At 70.5% G+C, this 22,570-nt stretch carries 21 protein-coding genes and 1 riboswitch; of the genes, 10 read left to right on the top strand and 11 right to left on the bottom strand.

All coding sequences use genetic code 11. The features are described from left to right. Positions 1 to 28: 28 nt before the first annotated feature. From AC6EI4_RS15470 to AC6EI4_RS15460, 3 genes are all read right to left on the bottom strand, one after another. Positions 29 to 997, bottom strand: coding sequence for an MsnO8 family LLM class oxidoreductase (locus tag AC6EI4_RS15470; RefSeq protein WP_498451999.1), 969 nt, complete (start codon positions 995 to 997; stop codon positions 29 to 31). A 57-nt stretch (positions 998 to 1,054) separates the two neighbouring features. Beyond that, complete coding sequence (locus tag AC6EI4_RS15465; RefSeq protein ID WP_498423816.1) at positions 1,055 to 2,287, bottom strand: tyrosine-protein phosphatase; 1,233 nt, start codon at positions 2,285 to 2,287, stop codon at positions 1,055 to 1,057. A 116-nt stretch (positions 2,288 to 2,403) separates the two neighbouring features. Continuing rightward, positions 2,404 to 2,589, bottom strand: a complete 186-nt coding sequence (locus AC6EI4_RS15460; RefSeq protein WP_498423815.1) for a hypothetical protein — start codon at positions 2,587 to 2,589, stop codon at positions 2,404 to 2,406. A gap of 218 nt (positions 2,590 to 2,807) precedes the next feature. On the opposite strand from AC6EI4_RS15460, the gene AC6EI4_RS15455 reads away from it, so the two are divergent. Next, complete coding sequence (locus AC6EI4_RS15455; RefSeq protein WP_498451998.1) at positions 2,808 to 3,557, top strand: GAF and ANTAR domain-containing protein; 750 nt, start codon at positions 2,808 to 2,810, stop codon at positions 3,555 to 3,557. Between the two features lie 7 nt (positions 3,558 to 3,564). Here the strand turns inward: AC6EI4_RS15455 and crcB are convergent, their stop codons facing one another. The 3 genes from crcB to AC6EI4_RS15440 are packed head-to-tail and all read right to left on the bottom strand — an operon-like array spanning position 3,565 to position 7,879. Then, complete coding sequence (crcB, locus tag AC6EI4_RS15450; protein ID WP_498451997.1) at positions 3,565 to 3,945, bottom strand: fluoride efflux transporter CrcB; 381 nt, start codon at positions 3,943 to 3,945, stop codon at positions 3,565 to 3,567. Beyond that, positions 3,942 to 4,427: a fluoride efflux transporter FluC gene (locus AC6EI4_RS15445; protein ID WP_498423810.1), complete on the bottom strand. Its 486-nt coding sequence runs from the start codon at positions 4,425 to 4,427 to the stop codon at positions 3,942 to 3,944. Before AC6EI4_RS15445 ends, crcB begins: the two co-directional genes overlap by 4 nt. Then, the gene (locus AC6EI4_RS15440; RefSeq protein WP_498423809.1) at positions 4,427 to 7,879 is read right to left on the bottom strand and encodes an FUSC family protein; all 3,453 of its coding nucleotides are present in this window, start codon (positions 7,877 to 7,879) and stop codon (positions 4,427 to 4,429) included. Before AC6EI4_RS15440 ends, AC6EI4_RS15445 begins: the two co-directional genes overlap by 1 nt. A 186-nt stretch (positions 7,880 to 8,065) precedes the next feature. On the opposite strand from AC6EI4_RS15440, the gene AC6EI4_RS15435 reads away from it, so the two are divergent. From AC6EI4_RS15435 to AC6EI4_RS15395, 9 genes are all read left to right on the top strand, one after another. After that, complete coding sequence (locus tag AC6EI4_RS15435) at positions 8,066 to 8,371, top strand: urease subunit gamma (protein WP_498423808.1); 306 nt, start codon at positions 8,066 to 8,068, stop codon at positions 8,369 to 8,371. Positions 8,372 to 8,374: 3 nt separating this feature from the next. Continuing rightward, entirely contained in the window at positions 8,375 to 9,244 is an 870-nt protein-coding gene (locus AC6EI4_RS15430) for a sirohydrochlorin chelatase family protein (RefSeq protein WP_498423806.1), read from the top strand. Positions 9,245 to 9,295: 51 nt separating this feature from the next. After that, positions 9,296 to 9,718, top strand: a complete 423-nt coding sequence (locus tag AC6EI4_RS15425; protein ID WP_498451996.1) for an urease subunit beta — start codon at positions 9,296 to 9,298, stop codon at positions 9,716 to 9,718. After that, positions 9,718 to 11,442, top strand: coding sequence for an urease subunit alpha (ureC, locus tag AC6EI4_RS15420; protein ID WP_498423804.1), 1,725 nt, complete (start codon positions 9,718 to 9,720; stop codon positions 11,440 to 11,442). The genes AC6EI4_RS15425 and ureC overlap by 1 nt, the downstream gene beginning before the upstream one ends. Before the next feature lie 10 nt (positions 11,443 to 11,452). After that, positions 11,453 to 12,148, top strand: a complete 696-nt coding sequence (locus AC6EI4_RS15415; protein ID WP_498423802.1) for an urease accessory protein UreF — start codon at positions 11,453 to 11,455, stop codon at positions 12,146 to 12,148. Positions 12,149 to 12,194: 46 nt separating this feature from the next. Continuing rightward, positions 12,195 to 12,830 carry an urease accessory protein UreG gene (ureG, locus tag AC6EI4_RS15410; protein WP_498423801.1) on the top strand — a complete coding sequence of 212 codons (636 nt, stop codon included), beginning with the start codon at positions 12,195 to 12,197 and terminating at the stop codon, positions 12,828 to 12,830. Continuing rightward, positions 12,827 to 13,849, top strand: a complete 1,023-nt coding sequence (locus AC6EI4_RS15405) for an urease accessory protein UreD (protein ID WP_498451995.1) — start codon at positions 12,827 to 12,829, stop codon at positions 13,847 to 13,849. Before ureG ends, AC6EI4_RS15405 begins: the two co-directional genes overlap by 4 nt. 9 nt (positions 13,850 to 13,858) lie before the next feature. After that, entirely contained in the window at positions 13,859 to 14,785 is a 927-nt protein-coding gene (locus AC6EI4_RS15400) for an urea transporter (protein ID WP_498423799.1), read from the top strand. A 183-nt stretch (positions 14,786 to 14,968) separates the two neighbouring features. Continuing rightward, positions 14,969 to 15,616, top strand: a complete 648-nt coding sequence (locus tag AC6EI4_RS15395; RefSeq protein ID WP_498451994.1) for a GNAT family N-acetyltransferase — start codon at positions 14,969 to 14,971, stop codon at positions 15,614 to 15,616. 218 nt (positions 15,617 to 15,834) lie between these two features. Here the strand turns inward: AC6EI4_RS15395 and AC6EI4_RS15390 are convergent, their stop codons facing one another. The 5 genes from AC6EI4_RS15390 to AC6EI4_RS15370 form a co-directional block, all read right to left on the bottom strand. Further along, complete coding sequence (locus tag AC6EI4_RS15390) at positions 15,835 to 18,045, bottom strand: DUF5979 domain-containing protein (RefSeq protein ID WP_498451993.1); 2,211 nt, start codon at positions 18,043 to 18,045, stop codon at positions 15,835 to 15,837. 181 nt (positions 18,046 to 18,226) lie between these two features. Further along, positions 18,227 to 20,413: a DUF5979 domain-containing protein gene (locus tag AC6EI4_RS15385; RefSeq protein ID WP_498451992.1), complete on the bottom strand. Its 2,187-nt coding sequence runs from the start codon at positions 20,411 to 20,413 to the stop codon at positions 18,227 to 18,229. A 293-nt stretch (positions 20,414 to 20,706) separates the two neighbouring features. Continuing rightward, the gene (locus AC6EI4_RS15380; RefSeq protein WP_498424646.1) at positions 20,707 to 21,351 is read right to left on the bottom strand and encodes a fasciclin domain-containing protein; all 645 of its coding nucleotides are present in this window, start codon (positions 21,349 to 21,351) and stop codon (positions 20,707 to 20,709) included. Positions 21,352 to 21,520: 169 nt separating this feature from the next. After that, positions 21,521 to 21,835, bottom strand: a complete 315-nt coding sequence (locus tag AC6EI4_RS15375) for a DMT family transporter (RefSeq protein ID WP_498451991.1) — start codon at positions 21,833 to 21,835, stop codon at positions 21,521 to 21,523. Between the two features lie 10 nt (positions 21,836 to 21,845). Next, positions 21,846 to 21,910, bottom strand: a riboswitch (guanidine-III (ykkC-III) riboswitch). A 36-nt stretch (positions 21,911 to 21,946) separates the two neighbouring features. After that, a complete protein-coding gene (locus tag AC6EI4_RS15370; protein WP_498424643.1) occupies positions 21,947 to 22,549 on the bottom strand; it encodes a sugar O-acetyltransferase in 603 nt (200 codons plus the stop codon). Between the last annotated feature and the right edge of the window lie 21 nt (positions 22,550 to 22,570).

Raw genomic sequence — 22,570 nt, 5'->3', positions numbered from 1 at the left:
TTTCACGCCGCCTCAGGCCACGGTGGGCTCAGCGAAGGAGATCACGCAGCATCGTGTCGGAGGCGAGCAGCGCGTCACGGTCGTACGTCGAGGCGCTCGACATCAGCTCGTCGGCGTGGGTGCGCTCGATCAGGGGGCCCAGGCGCCCCCGCACGGTCGCTGGTCCGCCGGCCACGGCACGCTCCAGGGAGGCCTCGACTCGCCGCGCGAGCTGCGCCGACCAGGTGCTGGCCCGGATGGTGGCCGCAGGCTCGAGCGGGGGAAACTCCCCGTCGCGACGCGAGATCGCCATCGCCCAGGCCTCCGGAAGCGCCAGCTCGCGGGCGGTGGCGTCGTCCTCGGCGAGCAGGACGTCCAGCGAGATCGTCACCCGCGGCGTGCTGTCGAGGTGCGGACGGAACTGCCGCCGGTAGCGACCCAGCACTTCGGGCAGCTCGTCGGAGTCGAGGATCGGACCGCCCACCACCACCGGGAGCCCCAGACGTGCCGCCACGTCGACCCCGCGCCCGGTGGCGAGCAGGTGCATCGGGACCCGCCCCCGCGTGGCCGGACGCGCCGTCACCTCGGCGCTGCCCTCGAGGTAGCCACGCAGCTCCTCCAGGTCGTGCTCGAAGGAGTCCGGCGCGTCGACGTCGCGTCGCAGCGCACGACGTACGGGTGCGGTGAAGCCGAGCGAGCGGCCCAGCCCCAGATCGACTCGGCCAGGATGCAGCGCGTCCAGGACCAGGAACTGCTCGGCGACCACCAGCGGCTGGTGCAGCGGCAGCATCACCCCACCCGACCCGATCCGGATCCGTGACGTGCGTGCGCCGACGGCGGCCAGCAGTACCGCCGGTGCACCGGACGCGATCCCAGGAACGCCGTGGTGCTCGGCCACCCAGTAGCGCTCGTAGCCGACCTCCTCGGCGTGCACGGCGCGCGCCACCGTCTCCGTCAGCGCCTCCGCCTCGGGCAGGCCGGCGCGGGTCCTGGACCGGTCGAGCAACGAGAGCCTCACGCCCGTGTCAACGCGACGTGGAGTCCCCCTCTTCCCCGGCGGAGCCGACGAGTCACCTCAGATCAGCAGGTTCGCCCGGATCGCCCTGATCGTCCTGGTGTCCAGGCCGAGGCCCCGGGTCAGGAAGCGGTCGAGGTTGCCGTACGCCTCGTCGATGGCGCGGAACAGGCTGGCCAGGTTGTCGCCGTCCTGCTCCAGCAGCGGCTCGAGCATCCGGCGGTCCACCCCGATGGCCTCCAGACGCGTGTAGGTCGCCTCGTTGGCGGACCTGCGGTAGACGTTGGACAGCTCGTAGTCGGTGATGGCGTCGCGCTCGGAGACGCCCAGCAGCCGCTGCACGATGGCAGCGAAGGCACCCGTGCGGTCCTTGCCGGCGGTGCAGTTGAAGATCAGGGGAACCCCCTTGTCCTTGGCCAGCACGCGCAGCATCTGGGCGAAACCGTCACGACCGGCCTGGCTGAGCACCAGGTCGACCACACCGTCTCGGGCGATCCTCTCGGCCTTGCCGTCACCGAGGAGGTCCCGGACGACCTGCGGGTCGCCGCTGCGAAGGGCACCTTGGATGGCGAGGGACAGCGCATCGGTGGCGGCGTCGAGCAAACCCACCGAATGCTCGGTGACCGAGGCGGGATATCGGTTCGCGCCGTTCTTGGCCACCTCGGAGGCGGAGCGGAAGTCGACGGAGCGCTGCAGCCTCGACTTCGCCAGGATCGCCTGGTCGCGGACGGTCGGAGCCGTCACCGCCTCGCTGCGAAACAGCACTCCCCAACGGATCGAGCGTCCGTCCACCGTCTCGAGCCCGCCGAGGTCGCGTGCGTTACTGACGCTGTCGAGTCCCAGGCCGCGCGTCGCCGCGACGACTCCCCTGACGTCCCTGATCGTCCTGACCACCTTGGTCTTGCCGTTCCGGCGGACCCTTTTGGTCACCCGAGCGGCCTTCACCGCTGCCGGTGAGGCGATCTCGAAGTACCATCGCGCCCCATCGCTCAGGCCCTTGACGCTGAGCGAGCCCCACTTGCTCGTGCCGACGAGCTGTCCGCTCCTGGACGGGTTCGCGGCCTTGGTGCTGGCGTAGACGCGGTGCCTCCCTGCGCCGTTCCAGGTCACCGAGTAGCTGCCGCCGGCAGTGCGGACGACCTCGATCTCCTTCGGGACTGCCGTGCTGGACTCGGTCGGGCTGCTGGCTTGGCGTGTCGGCGAAGCCGGCGCAGCCGCCGTCGCCGGCAGGCCGAGCGCGAGTGTGGACAGGGCAGCGAGCGCGCAGGTGACGATGTGGCCGGGCTTGTGCATCGAGTTCCTTTTCCAGGCGGACCTCTGTGAGGCGGGTCACGCCAACCTAGGAGACGCACGGTGCCGCGAGGACGACTTCCTGCTCAGCGGGACGCCGGCTCATCCAGCGGCGGCGCTCACGAACGGACGATCCAGTGGGCAAACTGGCGCCGGACCCGCGCCGACAGCTTGTACGGCGGGCGTTCGCTCGTCTGCAGGTAGCGGCGAAGCTCCTCGTCGCTGGGCCGGTGGCCGGCGAACCGGATGAAGTGGTGGACCAGCGCCTGATCGATCTCGTTGCCGGAAGGCGTGGACTCTGCCATCGCTACGCTCCTCGACCATGCGTGGGCTACGCGACGCCGAGGGCTTGACGTCTTGTAGCCACTCTAGGCCGGGGATCAAGGCGCACACTGGGGTTCCGGTCGCCTCTGGATGCGGCCGGAGCGGCGTAGGGTGGGGGCGAGTCCACAGCACGGGCCCATCGTCGCCAGCCGTCACGTGTCTCGTCGAGCGCTTCGTCTGGGGCACTCCGGAGACGTCTATGACCGAACAGCCCGCCACCCAGATCGCCGACGCACTGGCCACAGCGGCCAAGGCCATCAACAGTCCACGCACCCTCGAGGACACTCTCGACACGATCGTCCACACCGCCCTGCTGTCGCTCCCGGGTTTCGACCACGTCGGCATCTCGATCAGTCACCGCGACGGCAGGATCGAGACGATGTCGGGCACCGACCAGCTGGTGTGGGAGCTCGATGAGCTGCAGTACCGCCTCGGCGAGGGGCCCTGCGTCGACTCCGTGTACAGCGCCCCTGTGGTCCTCGTCGAGCATGCCCGCCACGACACGCGCTGGCCGCGCTACATACCCGAGGCGGTCAGGCTGGGGCTGCGCTCGCAGCTCGCGCTGCGCCTCTACACCGAGGGGGAGACCATGGGCGGTCTCCACCTCTGCTCCACCGAGTCCGACACCATCCACCCCGACGCCGTCCACCTCGCCGAGCTCTTCGCGACCCACGCCTCCATCGCGCTGGGCCGCTCTCGCCAGGAGAACCAGCTGAACCAGGCCCTGGGCTCCCGCAAGATCATCGGGCAGGCCACCGGCATCATCATGGAGCGCTACCAGATCGATCAGGAGCGCGCCTTCCAGTTCCTCGCCCGCGCGTCGCAGACCAGCAACATCAAGCTCCGCGACATCGCCCAGGAAGTCGTCGACATCACCAACGACAAGGCGAGGGCGCTGGGCGAGCCGCCTCAGTTCCCCGACTGGAGCGGCTCGCCGGATCAGCCCTGAGGCTCGTCTACAACCGTGATCCGTAGTAGTAGCCCAGGAGCGCCAGCCCCACACCGGCCACCAGGACCCCGATCCCGTAGGCGAGCGCCAGCCCGAGGCGCTTCTTCCGCACGAGCTGGACGGTCTCGTAGCTGGCGGTGCTGAAGGTCGTGTACCCCCCGAGAAGACCGGTGCCGACGACTGCGCTGACATCGGTGTCGGCGATTCGGTCGACCACCAGCCCGGTGAGGAAGCCGAGCGCGAGCGAGCCGGTCAGGTTGATCAGCGCCGTCGACCAGGGGAAGGCCGATTTCGTCGTGCGCTCCTTGATCAGGCCGTCCAGCACGTAGCGCAACGAGGCGCCGATGCCGCCGGCGAGGATCAGCAGCAGATACAGACCGAGGCTCATGCGCCCACCCCTTCCGTGCCGGTCGGTCGTGGCCGCAGCCGCGCCCCGGCCGCGATGCCGAGGATCGTGGCGCCGGCGCCGATCACCACCGTCCCCAGGGCGTAGGCCAGCGCGACACCGATCCGGCCATCGTCGAGAAGCACCGCGCTATCGGTCGCCAGCGAGCTGTAGGTGGTCAGCCCGCCGCAGAAGCCGGTCCCGAGCAGAGCCTTGAGCTGGGCGGTCCGCGTGCGCCCAGGATCCCTGCGGGTGAGGCCCTCGTAGAGCAGCCCGAGCAGAAAGGCGCCGATCAGGTTCACCACGGGGACCACCACCGGAACTCCGTCGAAGTTGGGTATCTCGCGCGAGAGGACCTCGCGGCATCCCGCCCCGATGCCGCCTCCCAGCAGCACCAGCCCGATCGAGGGGGCCTGCAGGTACGCCGGTCGTGGGGACCGCTTTCGTCGTGCCTGGCTCCCCGAGGAGCTCGCCGCATCTGACATCACACGCCCGTCCCTTCCGCTTGTCTGAGATCGGCGACGCTCACGGCGCCGGGTGAGGCCGCTTCCAACAGTGCCAGCAGGGTCTGGTTGACCCGCGCCAACTCGCGCACCACGTCATCGACGGCTCGAGCCGCCGGAGTGGACCGATCGACCTCGAACTGGGCCACCTCGGGCACCACACCACCCGGCAGCTCTCCCTCCAGGCCCGAGACCAAGGCCGCGACGTTCTGGCTCGTGGCCCGGCTGAGGCCGTCCCAGTCCTGGGCGTCGGGCCCGACTCCGGCCGCCACCGCACGCTCGGCCGCGCGGACCAGGCGCCGCGTGTGGTTGGTCAGCGACCACAAAGCGGTCAGCCGCCCCTCGATCCCGCCAGGACCGAGCGCGCCGGGTGCTCGCCGCATCGGCTCGGCCGTGGCGGTGATCGTGCGCACGTGCTGGCTGGTCGTGAGCAGCCGTTGCCGCAAGGCCGGCAGCGCGCTGCTGGACCCCCCGGAGAGTCGAGTCATGCTTGCGGCGACGATCGCGTCCACGTCGCGAACCAGGACGGCGACGTCCTTGTCCAGCACGGTCCTGGTGTGCGCCGGCAGTACCCAGGCAGCGACACCGAGGGCGACGAGCGCTCCGAGGATGGTCTCGAGCACCCTCTGCTCCAGCGCCAGCGTGGTGAGACCGCCGAGGTAGTCGTAGAGCAACGCGAAGATCATCGTGGTCCAGAAGGTCGACATCGCCGGGGCGACCTGCCGGTAGTAGGTCGAAGCGAAGACGGCCACGGCCAGCAGCGGCAGGAGGACTGCGGTGATCCCCGCGCCGGACAGAGCGATCCCGAAGCCGACGATCGCCCCGAAGACCGTGCCCACCACGCGCCTAGCGCCCCTCAAGAAGGTTTCGCCGTCGGTGTCGCCGAGCACCTGGTACGCCGACAGCGTCGCCCAGTACTGGTGGCTCGAGGAGACCAGCCAACCGACGCCCAGCGACACCGCGGTGGTCACCCCCGCCTGGACGGCTCGATGGGTCTCCGGCGCGGCAAGCTGGCGGCCCGACGACGCCGTACCGGCCGATGCCTCGCTCAACACCGGCATCCCCGTGGTGTCCGCCACCGCCTCGTGCTCGTCCTCTTGCTCTTCAGCGCTCAGCGGGACGTCGTAGGAGATCGCGGGGTCAAGAGCGGCGATTGCGGCAGCCCGCAGCGTCCGTGCCACCTCGTGCATCTCGTCGATGGACTGGTGGAGAATCCGGGCGGCGCGTGGCCAGGCTGGCGGCGGGTCCTCGTGGGTCCACCGCGCCGGCTCTGCCGGGGCCGCGTCGGAGTGCCCGGCACCGGATGCGGGTGGTGCGGCGAGCTCGGCCAGGTCGGCCTGCAACAGCTCGATGCGACCGGCCAACCGGGCTCGCGCCTCCAGGGAGACGCTGACGCCGGCGAGCTCCCGGGCTGCCGAGACGAGGCTCATCAAGGCGAGCTCGGTGTCGAAGAGTCGCAACCGCAGCGCGGCGGCCCGCTCGGCGGGAACGCCGATCACCTTCTCGTCGGCGCTCAGCTGTCCCCCGACGAAAGCCGCGTGGTGGCGGACCTCCTGCACCTCGAACTCGACGTGCTTGCGGATGTCGTGGTCCCAACGAGCCCATGACACGGCGTCGAGCAGCACGTCCATCGACGACACCAGGCGCCCGGAGAACCCCTGGAGGCCGCTGCGCAGGACCGCCTTCGGGCGTTCCGGGACGAGGACGTGGTTGACCAGGAATCCCAGACCCACCCCCACCGCGGCGGCGAGGACGTAGTCGAGGACGTCGGAGAGCTCCAGGCGCAGGATCAGCGCGAAGTAGTAGACCATGAACGCCGCCTGCCCCAGGGCCATCCCCCGCGGGCCGTAGCGCCTGGCCCAGACGGCGAGGGCGGCGACCAGCACCAGGAGGGCGTCGGTGAGCCACACGGCCTCAGTCGCGAGCGCGCCCAGGAGCACGACCGCCACGATCGGCACCACCACCACGATGCTGGTGATCCGACGCTCCCGCGGCGTCCGTCCGACGGCGGAGCTCGAGCTCAGCATCGCGACGAAGCCCCCGAACACCGCCGGCTCGACCGCGGTCCGCTCCACCACCTCGAAGACGACGAACAGCAGCGCGACCGCTGCGACGGCCGCGATGATTGCCCGCCCGGCCATCCGCAGCCGCGCATAGCCGGGGTCGGTCTGCGCCAGGTGCCGGCGCAGGAATGCAGGCAGTCGCCACATCCGGGTGCGGTCTTCGCGCACCACGAGCTGGGCCGGCGCCAGGCCGTCCTCGACGGTGCGGCGTATCAGTGCGTCGTCCGGGCGCAGCAGCGACACCGGCCGGGTGGAGACGATGACCGGCTGGTAGTCGAGGTCGTCGCTGACCGCGAGCGTGATCTGCTCGGCGCGGAAGGCGAACGGGAGCCACCCGCTGTAGCGCCGGTAGGCGTCGTCGGGGTCGGCGAGCGGCTCGATCCCGGCCAGCCGGGCCATGGCGGCGTCGAGCTGCAGGAACCGGGCGACCCACACGTCCTCGGTGTGACGCCCGGTGGCGCGGGCGATCCGAGTGAACTCCTCGAGGGCCACCACCTCGGGCACCGCGAGGTTCTTCCACGGCACGGTCCGCTCGAGGTACTCCCCGAACTCGAGGAACTGGAAAGTCAGCGGGACCAGGCCCGGCTCCGTCGAGGCCGGGTGCCCGGTGGGCAGGCCCCAGCGCAACGCGCCGATGGTCCCCCCGAGCATCCGCACGGCATAGGGCAACGCGAACTGGTCCCGCCCGCTCTGGAAGTAGTAGGCGGCGTGGTGCAGCCGGATCCCGTCCACGTAGGACGAGAAGGAGTCGGCGATGCCGTCGAGATGGCCGTCGAGGCCGCTCGGCTCGCCGGCACGGAAGAACGGCACCAGGCTCGCCGGCACCGAACCCGCCCCGCGCTCGGCGGTGAAGAAGTGGCGGCACAGGGCGTTGAGGTCGTCGATGACCGAGTAGACGCCGAGGAGGAAGGTGAGGATGAGCGAGACGAGGATGACGCCGCTGAACGTCTCCGCGACGCTGAGGAACCGCAGCAGGTCGGTCTCGGCGGTGAGCGAGGAGCCGCCGACGGTCGCCATCTGGGCCGCGCTGAAGTAGAGCGCGTCGAAGAGCGTGAGACCTGCGTCCGTGCCTGACACCGAGAACGCCGCGCGCGACATCAGTCCCCGGTAGATCATCCCGAAGCCGAGGATCACGCCGAACAGCCAGGCAGTGATGATCACGACGATCTGCAGCCCGGTCACCTGGCGCAACGCGACCGGGCGCCAGCGCCGTGGCATGCGCCGGGTGAACCGGCGCAGCACACGCCACTGGATCCGGCTCAGCGGGCCCGCGATGAACCCCGCCTCGTCGAAGTTGAGGGCCGTCAGGAAGACGTCGAGCAGCGTCGCCGCGAGGACGACGATCCCGAGAGCCAACCAGAGATTCTCCATCGAGACGGGCTAACCGCCCGTATAGCGGAGCAGTCCGGTGCGCGGCAGTGACATACAAGCCATTAGCACACAAACGATCGGGATCTGGCCAGACTTGTCGAAGTCACGATTGCGGGTACCGTGATCTAGGACACACCCACTACTGGGAGTGCCGGCCAGCCTCTACGCGGAAGGTCGTCGAAAACCATGAACCTGACTCCTCGAGAGCTCGACAAGCTGTACATCTATCAGGTCGCCGACCTCGCCCGCCGCCGCCGAGATCGTGGCACCAAGCTCAACCTCAGCGAGGCGCAGGCACTGATCTGCGAGGCGATCCTGGAAGCCGCGCGCGACGGCAAATCGGTCGCCGAGTGCATGGAGCTCGGCAAGCACGTGGTCTCCGAGGCCGACTGCATGGACGGCGTGCGGGAGCGACTCTCCCTGCTCCAGGTCGAGGCGACCTTCGTCGACGGCAGCAAGCTCGTCTCGTGCCACGACCCCGTGGCCGCGTGACCCATGCGCCTCTCGGGCGGGCAGGACCCGGTCACCACCGTTCTCGTCGGCGGACACGAGAGCGGCCAGGCCGCTGATCTCGCGCCGCTGCTGGAGCTGCTGCCCGAGGCCGTCGTCACCCCGTCCGGGCGCGCCCTGCAGGATGCCCTGATCACGATCCTGGCCACCGAGGCGAAGGCGGTTGTGCTGCCGATGACCTGGGGCCGGGACCCGCGCATGGTCGCCGACACCGCCAAGACGCTCAGCTGGCTCGCGACCGGCGCCGGAGCCGGTCGGCTGGCCCTGTGCGCCGACTTCGGCACCCCCGACCACCTGGTCTCGTGGCTGCGCCGCGCCGCCAACCGGACGGCCCAGCAGCACCCCGGCGCGGCGGTGTTGATCGCTGCGCCAGCGGCCGACCCGTTCGACGACGCCGACCTGCACCGGGTGGCGCACCTGGTACGCACCCACGGGGCCGGCGTCGAGGTCGGGGTGGCCTGCCTGGCCGACCACGCCGACCTGGCGCACGCCGTACGACGCGTTCGGCAGCTGGGTGCCCCCGAGGTGGTCGTGGTGCCGGCCGGGTTCGCCCGGACCGCCCCGCGAGACCTGCCCGCCGACACGTACTTCTTCGGCCCACTGCTCTCCGAGCAGGCCATGCTCGACGTGGTGCGCCGACGCGTCGCCGACGCCGAGCACGAGCTGAGCCACGGCCGCGACGGCATCGCCGCCGGTCTCCTGGCCGACCATGGCCACGGCTACGCCCACTCGCACGCCTTCGAGGGTGGCGACGGAGCCCAGCACCACCATCACCACGCTGATCATCACGCACATCACGAGACGCCGCCGACGAGCGGTCCGTCCCCCGACGAGGCCCTGGCCTCGCCCCACTGAACGCCCGCGGGAGCGCGGTCTTCAGCGCGCCCGAAGACGGAGGGATCCCCCATGCTGGGCAGCCCCAAGTACAACCACCGAGACGACGACATCGAGATCAACGCCGGTCGCCCGAGCGTCACGATCACCGTGAGCAACACCGGCGATCGGGCCGTGCAGATCGGGTCCCACTTCCACTTCTTCGAGGTCAACAGCGCGCTGCTCTTCGATCGCGAGCAGGCCTACGGGATGCACCTGGACGTCCCCGCCGGAACCGGCGTGCGGATCGAGCCCGGCGACACCCGGGAGGTCGCCCTCACCGCCTACGCCGGATCCCGGCGGGTCTGGGGCTTCAACAGCCTGGTCAACGGCGGCCTCGACCTCCCGGCGACCAAGACCGCGGCGCTGAAGCTGATGCGCGAGCGCGGATTCCAGGACGGCGAGCCGAAGAGCTCGACCTCCGCCAAGGGTTCGACCAAGAAGGGCAAGAACTGATGGCCATCATCGCGCGCAAGCAGTACACCGACCTGTTCGGACCCACCGTCGGCGACCGCGTCCAGCTCGCCGACACCAACCTGGTGATCGAGATCGAGAAGGACTTCAACGAGGGTCACTACGGCGACGAGATCGTCTACGGCGGCGGCAAGACCGCGCGTGACGGCATGGGTGCCGACCCGCAGACCACGAGCGCCGAGGGCGCCCTGGACCTGGTGATCACCAACGCGGTGATCCTCGACCCGATCTTGGGAGTCCTGAAGGGCGACATCGGCATCAAGGACGGCAAGATCGCGGGGATCGGCAAGTCCGGAAACCCGCATCTGCAGAGCGGGGTCGACCCGGCCCTCATCGTCGGCGCCGGCACCGAGCTCCTCGCCGGCGAGCACCTGATCGTCACCGCCGGCGCGATGGACCCGCACGTGCACTACATCTCCCCGCAGCAGGCCGAGGCGGCACTCTCCAACGGCATCACCACGCTCTTCGGCGGCGGCACCGGCCCGACCGACGGGACCAACGGCGTGACCACCACCCCTGGCCCCTGGAACCTGCACAAGATGATCGGGGCCGCCGAGGACGTCCACGTCAACATGGGCTTCCACGGCAAGGGCAACTGCTCCCAGCCGGGGCCGCTCATCGAGCAGCTGCTCGCCGGGGCGTCGAGCCTGAAGGTGCACGAGGACTACGGCACCACTCCCGCGGCGCTGAGCACCGCCCTGTCGGTGGCCGACGAGTACGACGTGCAGATCTCGGTGCACACCGACAGCCTCAACGAGTCCGGGTTCGTGGAGAACACCGCCGAGGCGATCGCCGGGCGGACCATCCACACCTACCACACCGAGGGCGCCGGCGGCGGTCACGCACCCGACATCCTCAAGCTCGCCGGTCACGCCAATGTGCTGCCGTCCTCGACCAACCCGACGCTGCCCTACACCGTCAACTCGGTCGACGAGCTGCTCGACATGGTGATGGTCTGCCACCACCTCTCGCACGACATCCCCGAGGACGTCGCGTTCGCGGACTCCCGCGTCCGCGCGGAGACGATCTCGGCGGAGACCGTGCTGCAGGACGAGGGCGTCATCTCGATGTTCTCCTCGGACTCCCAGGCGATGGGCCGCATCGGGGAGTCGGTCACGCGTGCCTTCCAGACCGCCCACCACAGCAAGGACAAGCGCGGCAAGCTGGCCGAGGACGCGGAAGGCAACGACAACTTCCGGGTGCTGCGCTACCTGGCCAAGGTGACCATCAACCCCGCGATCGCCCAAGGGATCGGCCAGCACATCGGCTCCCTGGAGACCGGCAAGGTGGCCGACCTCGTGCTGTGGCCGATCTCCGACTTCGCCGCGAAGCCGAAGATGGTGATCAAGGGCGGCATCGTCAGCTGGGCGCAGATGGGCGACCCCAACGCGTCCCTGCCGACCCCGCAGCCGGTCCTGTACCGGCCGATGTTCGGGGCCTACGGCAAGTCGCAGCGGACCACCCGGATCACGTTCATGTCCCAGGCCGCGATCGCTGCCGGCGTGCCCGAGCAGCTGGGGCTGGAGAGTCAGGTCCTGCCGGTGAAGGGGTGCCGCAACATCGGCAAGGCGCACATGATCCGCAACAACGCGCTGCCGCAGATCGAGGTCGACCCGGAGACCTACAAGGTCACCTTCGACGGCCAGCCCGCCCACATCGAGCCGGCTCAGTCGCTGCCGCTGAACCAGCTCTTCTTCCTGGCCTGAGGACACCTCAATGACGGCGAACCACGTCCGCGACCTGTTGGTCAGCCTGCAGCTGTCGGACTCCGCCTTCCCCAGCGGCTTCTACACGATGTCGCACGGGCTGGAGGGCTACAGCCAGGCGGGCGCGGTCACCGGCGAGCAGGTCGAGGCTCTGCTGAGCGGTATCTTGCTGCACTCCGTAGGCCCGGGCGACGCCACCGCGCTCGCCCGGGCCCACGAGGCGGTCACCGCGGCGGACTGGGCTCGGGTGCAACTGGTGGACCAGATGTTGTTCGCCGCCAAGCTCAACGCCGAGATGCGCCGCGCCTCGGTGCGCAGCGGACACCAGCTCACCGACCTCGCCGTCGAGACCTTCGGCGGCCCCGACCTCGAACGCTGGCAGCGCACGGTGCGGGCCAAGCAGACGCCGGGGTGCCAGCCGGTGGCCACCGCGGTGGCCTACGCCGCCACCGGGGTCGGCCTGCACCAGGCAGTCGCCTCCGACATGTCCGCGTTCGCGGTCAGCTTCCTCGGGGCGGCGCTGCGGCTGCGGCTGCTCGATCACCGCAAGGTCCAGGTAGTGCTCCACGCCGTCGGACCGGTGATCGAGGAAGCGACCGCCGACGCGGTGCACCGCGACCTGGATGACATGGGCGGGTGCGTGCCGATGGCCGACGCGATGTCCGCCCAGCACGAACGCGCGGACGCCCGCCTCTTCGCGAGCTGAAGCGCCTCCCACGACAACCGATCGACGACAACGACTAGGTGGACCCATGAGCGAGAACGTGCTGCGGATCGGAATCGGCGGACCGGTGGGCTCGGGCAAGACGGCCCTCACCGAGGCGCTGGTGCCTCGGCTCCTGGCCGTCGGCCGGCGTCCCGCCGTGATCACCAACGACATCTACACCCAGGAGGACGCCCAGCACGTACGCCGTGAGCTCGCAGGCATCCTCGACCCCGATCGGGTGGTCGGCGTGGAGACCGGCGCCTGCCCGCACACCGCCGTACGCGACGACCCCACGATGAACCTGGCCGCGGGCGCGGAGATGCTCGAGCGCCACCCCGAGGTGGACACGCTGCTCTACGAGTCGGGCGGGGACAACCTCACGCTCACCTTCTCCCCCGCGTTGGCCGACGTGTTCGTCTTCGTCCTGGACACCTCCGAGGGCGAGAAGATGCCCCGCAAGCGCGGGCCCGGGATCACCGACTCCGACATCCTGGTGATCAACAAGATCGACATCGCCCAGTACGTCCGCACCGACCTGGACGTGATGGAGTCCGACGCCATCCGGGTGCGCGACGGCCGGCCGGTGATCCTCACCAACTCGCTGACAGGCGAGGGCGTCGACGCCCTGCAGGATCAGGTCCTGGCCATGTGGAACGCGCGGCCCACGGCGCTGACGCGATGACCTCCGTGACCGCTGCCGCCGCGGTGCCGGTGACCGCGGTGACGCCGGTGACGCCGGTCACGCCGGTGACGCCCCGGTACGGCGGGCCCCGCCTCGACCCGGCCCACTACCTGCCGGCCCGAGTGCCGCCGGAGGTGGCGCGCTTCGACGGCGTACCCGACACCCTGCCCTCGGGCAGCCCGGGCAAGGTCGGACTGCTAGAGCTCGAGTTCGCGCGCACCGAGCGCGCCACCGAGCTCGTCGGGCACTACCAGAAGTCCCCGCTGCAGATCATGCACCCGCTCTACTACGACCCCGCGCGCCCGGACATGGCCTACACCTACCTGATGTCCACCGGTCCGGGGATCGTCCAGGGCGACCGGCTGCGCACCGACCTGGTCTTCGGCCCGGGGACGTCCGCGCACGTGACCACGGCGGCGTACACCAAGGTGCTGAAGATGGAGCACGACTACGCCGTTGCCCAGACGAACATCACCGTCGGCGCGGACGCGTTCGTGGAGTACCTGCCCGACCCGGTGATCGCGTTCGCCGATGCCCGCCTCTACCAGCGCACCCAGGTGACGCTGGATCCCACAGGCACCCTCGTCCTCGGCGAGACGCTGGTGTCGGGACGGCTCGCGCGCGACGAGCGCCACCAGTACTCCGTGCTCGCCACCGACCTGGAGGTGCGCCGCCCCGACGCCACGATGGTGGCACTGGACCGAGTGCGGCTGACCCCGAGGGACGGCGTCACCGGTGGCCTCGCCGTGCTCGACGACCACGACGTGCTGTCGATGCTCTATGTGCTGACCGCACGAGCCCCGGTCAACGAGGTCGCCGACCTGCTGCACCGCACGCTGGAGCCCGCCGCCACCGCCGGGATCGTCTTCGGTGTCAGTGCGCTTCCCGGGGACGCCGGCGTCTGGGTGCGACTGCTGGGCGACGACCTCCACGGCATCAAGCGCGCCCTCACCGAGGCCTGGGCCGCGGTGCGCCTCCTCCTCACCGGCAGCCACGCGCCGGTCATCCGGAAGAACTGAGGCCTGACCATGAGCACCTCGCAATCGCAGCAGCCCACCACGAGCTGGGTCGAGGCGGTGTCCCTGGTACCGCGCGGCGTCTCGCAGATCTTCTTCCAGAACAACGTCTGGACGGGGCTCCTCATCCTCGCCGCGTTCCTGGTGGCCGACTGGCAGATGTTCGTGCTGGTGGTGATCGGGGCGGTCGCCTCGACGCTCGCCGGTTGGCTGCTGCGGGTCGACCGCGATCACTTCTCCATCGGCTTCCAGGGCTTCAACGGCGCACTCATCGGCGCCGCGGCGTTCACCGCGCTGGGCGACCAGGGCTGGGCCTACGTGGTGACCGTCCTCGGCGGCGTGGCCTGCGCCCCGGTGACCTGGTTCTTCGGATGGCTGTTCGCCACCCCGGCGCTCGCCCGCTTCGCGCTCCCCTCGACGACCGCGCCGTTCTGCACGGTCGCGGGGATCATCTACGCCTGCACCACGAGCCTGCACGTGCGCTCGACCCCGCACCATGTCAGCGACGGCACGGGCGAGTCGATGTTGCGCTCGCTGCTGACCAACGTCTCCGAGGTGGTGCTGGTCAACAGCGTCTGGTCGGGCGCGCTGATCCTGATCGGGTTGTTCATCGCGTCGTGGAAGGTCGGTCTGGCAGCGGCGATGGGCAGCGCGATCGGGACGGTGAGCGCCTGGGCGCTCGGCGAGACCTCCGAGACCATCAACGAGGGGCTCTCCGGCTATTCCGGTGTGCTGACCGCGATCGCGCTGGCCGCCGTGTTCCTCGTCGGCACGGCAGCCGCCTGGGTCTACGCCGCGGTGGGAGCCGCGATCACCGCGGTGACGACCCTGGCGATGACTGACCTCTACGGCGACCCGCACTACACCTGGCCCTACATCCTCACGACCTGGGTCCTGCTGGTGATCGCGACCTACATCCCCGCCCTGCGGAGACCATGATCAGGCCGGGAGGTGGATGGTCAAGGGCCATCCGATGACCGGGACGGACCTGGAGCCGCTGGAGGCAAGGTTGCCGGCGAGCCATGCAAAGGAATCCCTGCCGAGAGCCGGGCAACGACGCCTGCCACCTTTCGACCTGGAAACCGGGTGGTGAGCGGGAGCGAGTGCGTGCCAGGGTTCAGGGTGCTTTCTGACCTCTGGCCGACGCTGAAACTCCGCCTCGGAACCCCACGCCTGACCCTCCGCATCCCCGACAGTGACGAACTGTCCGCGCTTGCTGAGTTGGCCGCGCGCGGAGTGCACCGTGACGGCGAACGTCCGTTCCTCACGCCTTGGACTGAGGGCACACCCCAAGACCGGGCGGAGTACGTGCTTCGGAACTACTGGGGATGCCTGGCCGAGTGGGACAGCGCCAACTGGTACCTGAGCCTCGGCGTATTTCCGACCAAAGGCGGGGGGCCGATTGGCTCGGTCACCTTGCGGGCTCGCGACTTCGCCGTCACGCGTGAGGTCGGGACTTCCTCGTGGCTCGGCCTAGAACACCAGGGTCAGGGCTATGGCACCGAGGCCCGGACGGCGCTGCTGAGCCTGGCGTTTGACCATCTCGGGGCAACCGACGCCGTTACTGAGGTGTTTCAGGACAACCACGCGTCGCAGGGCGTCTCACGTCGACTTGGCTACCAGCACGATGGCGTTTCCCGCGACCCGCGCGACGGAGAGGTGCTCGTCTCCGACCGACTACGACTGACGGCCGAGCGGTGGGCAGGCATTGAGCGAGTGAGCGTGTCAGTCGAGGGCCTGGACGCGGCCCGCGCCATGTTTGGCTGCTAGCCCTAGGTCAAGACTGCGCTCCGCCCGACCACGCCGCCCAGCCCGCTATCCGCGCGGCCCTTGCTGTGGGCGTTGGCATCCTCATATCCGTCGTCCAAGCCGTCGTCGTCACTGTCGGCTTTTACCGGGGTCGCTGCTGTACTCCGCTCCAGACTGCGTGAGCACCAGCCACCCCAAGAGCTACGACGAGCACCAGCCAGAGGAGCCAGGGCGACTTATCAGCTCTGCCCGCCGACTCGCTTGGCGATGACCACCTGGTACTTGGTGTAGTGGAAGCGCCCGTTGCCGTAGACCACCCGCCCGGTGCAGCTGATCAGCACCAGCCGGTGCGCGCCGGTCGTGGCGAAGAACCGCTGCGGCAGACGCCGCGTCCGGTCGAACCGCGCGGTGCTGCTCACCTTGTACCGGTAGGTCTTGCCGCCCTTGGCCACGGTCACGACCTGCCCCTTCTTGGCGCGGCTCAGGCCCCACATCGCACCCGGCCGGTCGCTGCGGTCCGAGACGTGACCGGCCACCACCGCGGCGCCGATCCGGTCCCCGAACCCGGCCGAACGGCGCAGCCAGCTGGTGACAGCCACGTTCGTAGGCAGGCGCATCTGTCCACGCCTGATCGTGGTGGGCACGACCGTCGCGTCAAGCCCCATCCCCGGGCCCCGGACGGTCGTGGGCGCCACCCGCGCGGACCCGGAGCCCGAGCGCGGCAGAGTGCCGGAGAACCCGCCGTTGATCACCGGAGCCGCGTAGGGCGCCTTGGCCACCGTCGTCGTCTCCGCGGCGAGCCCGCACCGCGTCGTCGCGGCACCGTTCGCCGTGGTCCGCTGCGTGCTCACCTGCCAGGTGTAGACACCCGGCGCGCGCACCCGCACCGCCCGCGTCCGGCTCCACCCCGCACCCGCACGCCAGGTCACCGTGCGCGCCAGGTCCCCCGGCCGGCAGGTCGCCGCGGCCCGGGAGGGGTAGGGGCCGTAGAGGCGGGCCGTGGCCGGCACCGTCGTCCCCCGCGCGAGCCCGGTCAGGCGGACCCGGTCGTAGAACGCCTGCCCGGGCCTGACCCGCTTGGCCGAGGTCCGGCTCTGCACGTTCACGGTCGACTGGGTCTCGTAGGCGTTGGTGACCGTGACCGGCGTGACCGCGTTCTCGACGATCTCCACACTCCCCGGCGATATCGAGGTCGCGGTGAGGTTGACCCGAGAGTTGTCGCCGTTCTGCGGCTCGGTGATCGTGCAGGTGGCCCCGGCAGGCAACCCGGTCACCGGGATGGTCCGGGAGCCCGCACCCGTGCCGGCCGGGATCCTCACCCGGCGCTCGACCGGCGTACCCCCGTCGGCCGGGGTACACACGACGCGGATCACCACCGGGTCCTGCAGCCCGGCACCCGCACCACTGATCGTCTTGATCACGTCGATCCCGCCGGCGGCGTACGGCGTGATCCGCACCCCGGCGACGACCTCGATGCTCTCCGACCGTGCGAGGATCAGACTCTGGGCGGTCGCCCGACCAGGAATGCTGCCGTCATAGACGTAGACGGTGCCCTCCTGGACGGTCAGCTCGCGCTCCAGGGCGAAACCCTGTGGCGTTTCGGTGCTGGTGACCGCACGGACCCAGAGCCGCGCACCGGCGGGAACCGTGGCTCCCGACGCCAGCGGCTGGGTGCCCGCGGCGTCGCTGAAGACCTCCACCCCTTCGAGGCTCAGCGTCGAGGGACCGTCAGCGGTGACCGTGAACGGACCGACCAGCTCACCGGTCAACGGAGCCGACGCGGACGCCGGCGTGACGGTCAGCGCCGGCGCTGCGGGCTCGGCCACCGGACCGTTCGCGAGGGCGTCGTTGACGATGGCCGAGGTGAGCGCGTACAACTGCGGCTCCTGGGTGGGGTCGAGCACCAGGTTGTCACTGAAGTACCAGATCGCGGCCTGCACCGCGGCAGACTTGACGTTGTCGGGGACGCCCGCGGGCAGCGGCTGGGACGGGTAGTAGTTCGCCAGGAGGTAGGCCATGTAGCCGAGGTTGGGCACGTTGGCCTCGGTCCACTCGCCACGCTCGTAGGTGACGCCGGCCTGGGTGGAGGTGAACGCGTCGATGCAGTAGGTCAGGGCCGTGACCCCCTGGGCGTCGCGCGTGGGGATGAGCCCGAGGTAGGAGCCCTGCGTCCTGGGCGTCGATCCGGGCGGCAGCGTCTCCGGGTACCCGCCGAGCGGGTCGAAGCTGGCCGGGGCAAAGTAGCTCCTGGTGCCGATCACGCCCTGCGCCCCGGTGATGGGCAGAATCTGCAGTTCGGTGAAGGCCGAGCGCGCCGGCGGGGGCTCGCTCCCCCCGATGATCGGGTCGGCCTGCGCCGAGCGTCCCACCACCAGGAGCACGCTGGTCAGGGTCAGCACGACGGCAACGCGGAGCGCCTTCGCCGGCCAGTTCGTCAGGATCGAGTTCACGGACGTGCACCTCCCGAAAGCAGTCGGAGCAAGACCCGGTCCCGAGCCGCTCTGCAACCTCCCGCTCAAGAAGCGTCGCACCAGTCTCCGGCCCCGGCAAGGTTCACGGCCGGCCCGGGGACCCGGCGGCCGATCATCCGGTGGGCGACCACCGGATGTCGCGCCGCCAGGTGCTCCGGCTCTACCGGCCGACCCGCTTGGCGACGACCACCTGGTACTTGGTGTAGTGGAAGCGCCCGTTGCCGTACACCACCCGGCCTGTGCAGCTGACCAGCACCAGCCGATGCGCGCCGGTCGTGGCGAAGAACCGCTGCGGCAGACGCCGCGTCCGGTCGAACCGCACGGTGCTGCTCACCTTGTACCGGTAGGTCGTGCCACCCTGGGCCACGGTCACGACCTGCCCCTTCTTGGCGCGGCTCAGGCCCCACATCGCACCCGGCCGGTCGCCGCGGTCCGAGACGTGACCGGCCACCACCGCGGCGCCGATCCGGTCCCCGAACCCGGCCGAACGGCGCAGCCAGCTGGTGACCGCCACGTTCGTAGGCAGGCGCATCTGTCCACGCCTGATCGTGGTGGGCACGACCGTCGCGTCAAGCCCCATCCCCGGGCCCCGGACGGTCGTGGGCGCCACCCGCGCGGACCCGGAGCCCGAGCGCGGCAGAGTGCCGGAGAACCCGCCGTTGATCACCGGAGCCGCGTAGGGCGCCTTGGCCACCGTCGTGGTCTCCGCGGCGAGCCCGCACCGCGTCGTCGCGGCACCGTTCGCCGTGGTCCGCTGCGTGCTCACCTGCCAGGTGTAGACACCCGGCGCGCGCACCCGCACCGCCCGCGTCCGGCTCCACCCCGCACCCGCACGCCAGGTCACCGTGCGCGCCAGGCTCGCCGCCCGGCAGGTCGCCGCCGCGCGGGACGCGTAGGGACCGTAGAGGCGGGCCGTGGCCGGCACCGTCGTCCCCCGCGCGAGCCCGGTGAGGCGGACCCGGTCGTAGAACGGCTGCCCGGGCCGGACCCGCTTGGCGGAGGTGCGGCTCTGGGCGCTCGGCTGCGCCTCGTAGGCGTTGGTGACCGTCACCGGGGTGACCGCGTTCTCGGCGATCGTCACACTCCCCGGCGCGATGGAGGTCGCGGTGAGGTTGACCCGAGGGTTGTCACCGTTCTGCGGCTCGGTGATCGTGCAGGTGGCCCCGGCAGGCAACCCGGTGACCGCGACGGTCTGGGAACCTGCCCCCGTGCCGGCCGGGATCCGGACCCGGCGCTCGACCGGCGTGCCCCCGTCGGCCGGGGTGCACACGACGCGGATGACCACCGGGTCCTGCAGCCCGGCGCCCGCACCGCTGATCGTCTTGATGACGTCGATGCCTCCGGCGGCGTACGGCGTGATCCGCACCCCAGCGACGACCTCGAGCGTGGTCGTCCGCGCGAGGATCAGCTTCTGGGCGCTCTCCCGATCGGGATCGCTGCCGTCGTAGAGGTAGACGGTGCTCTCCGGGACCGACAGCTCGCGTTCCAGGGCGAAGCCCTGTGGAGTCGCCGAGCTGACCGTGCGGACCCAGAGCCGGGCGCCGGCCGGGACCGTGTCCCCCGCCACCAGCTGCTGGGTGCCCGCGGCGTCGCTGAAGACCTCCACCCCTTCGAGGCGCAACGTCGAGGGCCCATCGGCGGTGACCGTGAACGGGCCCACCAGCTCACCGGTCGCGGGCGCCGACGCGGACTCCGGCGTGATGCTCAGCGCCGGCGGCGTCGGCTCCGTCGCCGGCCCGTTCGCAAGGGCGTCGGCCACGATCGCCGAGGTGAGCCCGAACAGCTGCGACTCCTCGGCGGGGTCGAGCACCAGGTTGTCGCTGAAGAACCAGATCGCGGCCTGCACCGCCGCGGACTTGACGTTGTCGGGGACCCCCGCGGGCAGCGGCTGGGTCGGGTGGTAGTTCTCCAGGATGTAGCTGACGTAGCCGAGGTTGGGCACGTTGGCCTCGGTCCAGTCGCCGCGCTCGTAGTTGACGCCGCTCTGAGTGGAGGTGAACAGGTCGATGCAGTAGGTCTGGGCGATGCCCCCCGCGTCGTCCTGCGCCTCGATGAGCCCCATGTAGGAGATCTCGTTGGGCGTCGATCCGGCGGGCACCGTCTCGGGGTATCCGTTGAGCGGGTTGAAGCCGGCCGGGGCATCGAAGGCGCTGACGCCGCTCTGGCCCAGCGCCCCGGTGATGGGGAGGACCTGCAGCTCGGTGAAGGCGGAGCGGGCCTCGGTCCCCCCACCGAGGATGGGCTCGGCCTGCGCCGGCAGGCCCACGGCGAGAAGCACGCTGGTCAGGGTCAACACGACGGCCACGCGAAGCGCCCTGGCCGGCCAGATCTTCAGGATCGAGTTCACGGACGTGCACCTCCCGAAAGCAGTGGTGTGGGACCTGCTCCCACACCGCTCTGCACCTCCCGCTCAAGAAGCGTCGCACCAGTTTCCATCCCCGGCAAGGGTCGCGCGCTCGGCCGGTGCGCGGTCCACGCGGGAGCGACCCGCTCTCAGGCGGACCTGTCTTCGGGGTGCGCGAACGGCGGCGGTGCTCGAGTCGTCCCTGGACACGAGGCGCCCCGGGCGCCTGGGACTCGAGACCTGCGGCGACGGCCGGCCCGGTGATCCGGGCCGGCCGTCGTCTGGTGCAGACGAGCTCAGAGGTTGATCGGACGCAGCACGCGGTTGATGCCGTGGGCGATCTGCTTGTTGCCCTTGTTGATGTCGAGGGCGAAGACCCGCGGGTTGCGGTCGTCGCGGTCCCGGTCGGCCAGGAACACCTGCGATCCGTAGACCCTCACCTCGACCTTCGAGCCGAGCGCGGTGGTCACCGACTTGTCGTCCAGGGCCACGACCCGGCGCGAGTCCAGGGTCTTGCCCGGCACCACGTGGTAGAGCAGCACGGCCTCGAGGGTGTCGACGTCCGCGGCCTGGGCGATCGCCCGGAAGGTGGCCCGCTCGGTGTTCGGCGCCTCTCCGGTCAGGTCGTGGGCCAGGCGCCGGAAGGCACGGTCGCTCGGGATGAACGCCGTCACCCGGGTCCGGCCCTGGGTGAGCACCTTGACCGCGCTGTCGGGCTTGGCCTCGAGGACGGTGAGCACCGCCTTCTCGACGATGTCGAAGTCCTGCCAGTTGCGGTCGAACCCACTGTCGGCCGCGAGCACCGTGGCCAGGCTGCGGTTGCCGGCCTTGCGTGCCGGCTCGTCCGCGGCCTGCGCGGGGGCGGTGGCCATCGTGGTTCCGGCCAGGGCGGCGGTGACGATGCCGACGAGGCCGAGCTTGACGCTGTGACGCTGGTTCATGGTGCTTTCCCTCCGGTGATGTACCCGACGCGGGCGGGCCGGTGCGCGGCTGCCTGCGTTTCCCTTGTCGAGGAGAGTTCGACACCGGGCCGAGATCGGATGGGGGAATCGGCGAAGTCGTCGTGGACGCGTTCGCGACCACGACTGCCTCACCGGCTCACACCGGCTCTCAGTGAACGGCCTTGAGCCCGATCACGCAGCCGACCAGCCCGAGCATGAGGAGGATCTTCACGCCGCTGACCGCTTCCTCGCCGACCGCCATGCCGTAGGCCACGGTGAGGCTCGCGCCCACGCCCACCCAGACGGCGTACGACGTGCCCACCGGCAGCGTGCGCATCGCGAACGCCAACCCGCCCATGCTCAGCGTCAGGGCGACGGCGAACACCACCGAGGGCACCAGCCGCGAGAAGCCTTCGGACCTGCCCAGGGCGACCGCCCAGACCGCTTCCAGGACACCCGAGAGAACCAGGACGAGCCAGGCCATGACGAACTCCTCGAGGCCGTCTTGTCGCGTTCCGGGTACGGCTCCCTCGTCCGGTGAGCCGCTTCGGGGCTCGATTCCCAGCCTCTCACACCGCCCGCGCGGCCGCCCCGCTCACGCCTCGGTCGCCGCAGCCTCCTCCAGGGTGCGCACCACCCGTGCCGGGTTGCCCACGGCCACCACGTTGGCCGGCAGGTCCCGGGTCACGACCGCCCCGGCGCCGACCACGGTGTTCTCCCCGATGCTCACGCCGGGCAGCACGATCGCGCCCCCACCCAGCCAGACGTTGTCGCCGATCACGATCGGCTTCGCGGCCTCCCACTTGTCCCGGCGAGGCCCGGCCTCGACCGGATGGGTCGGCGTCAGCAGCTGGACGTTGGGGCCGATCTGGACGTCCTCGCCGATGGTGATGGGGGCGACGTCGAGGGCCACCAGCCCGAAGTTCGCGAACGTGCGGGCCCCGATGCTGATCCGCGATCCGTAGTCGACGTAGAACGGCGGGCGCACCTCGACGTCCTCTCCCACCGAGCCCAGCAGCTCGGTGAGCAGCGCGCGGCGCAGCGGCGCCTGGCGGGCGGTGGTCGCGTTGTACGCCGCGATCAGGTCGAGTGCCGTGGCGCTCTCCTCGGCGATCTCCGGGTCGTCGGCGAGGTACAGGTCGCCGGCGAGCATCCGCTCGCGCATGGTGCGGGCGTCGGGTTGCGTCGATGCGCTCATGGGCACGAACGTACACACCGT

Source organism: Nocardioides sp. Z43_10 (assembly GCF_059766615.1).
This window is presented reverse-complemented; position numbering and strand designations above follow the sequence as displayed.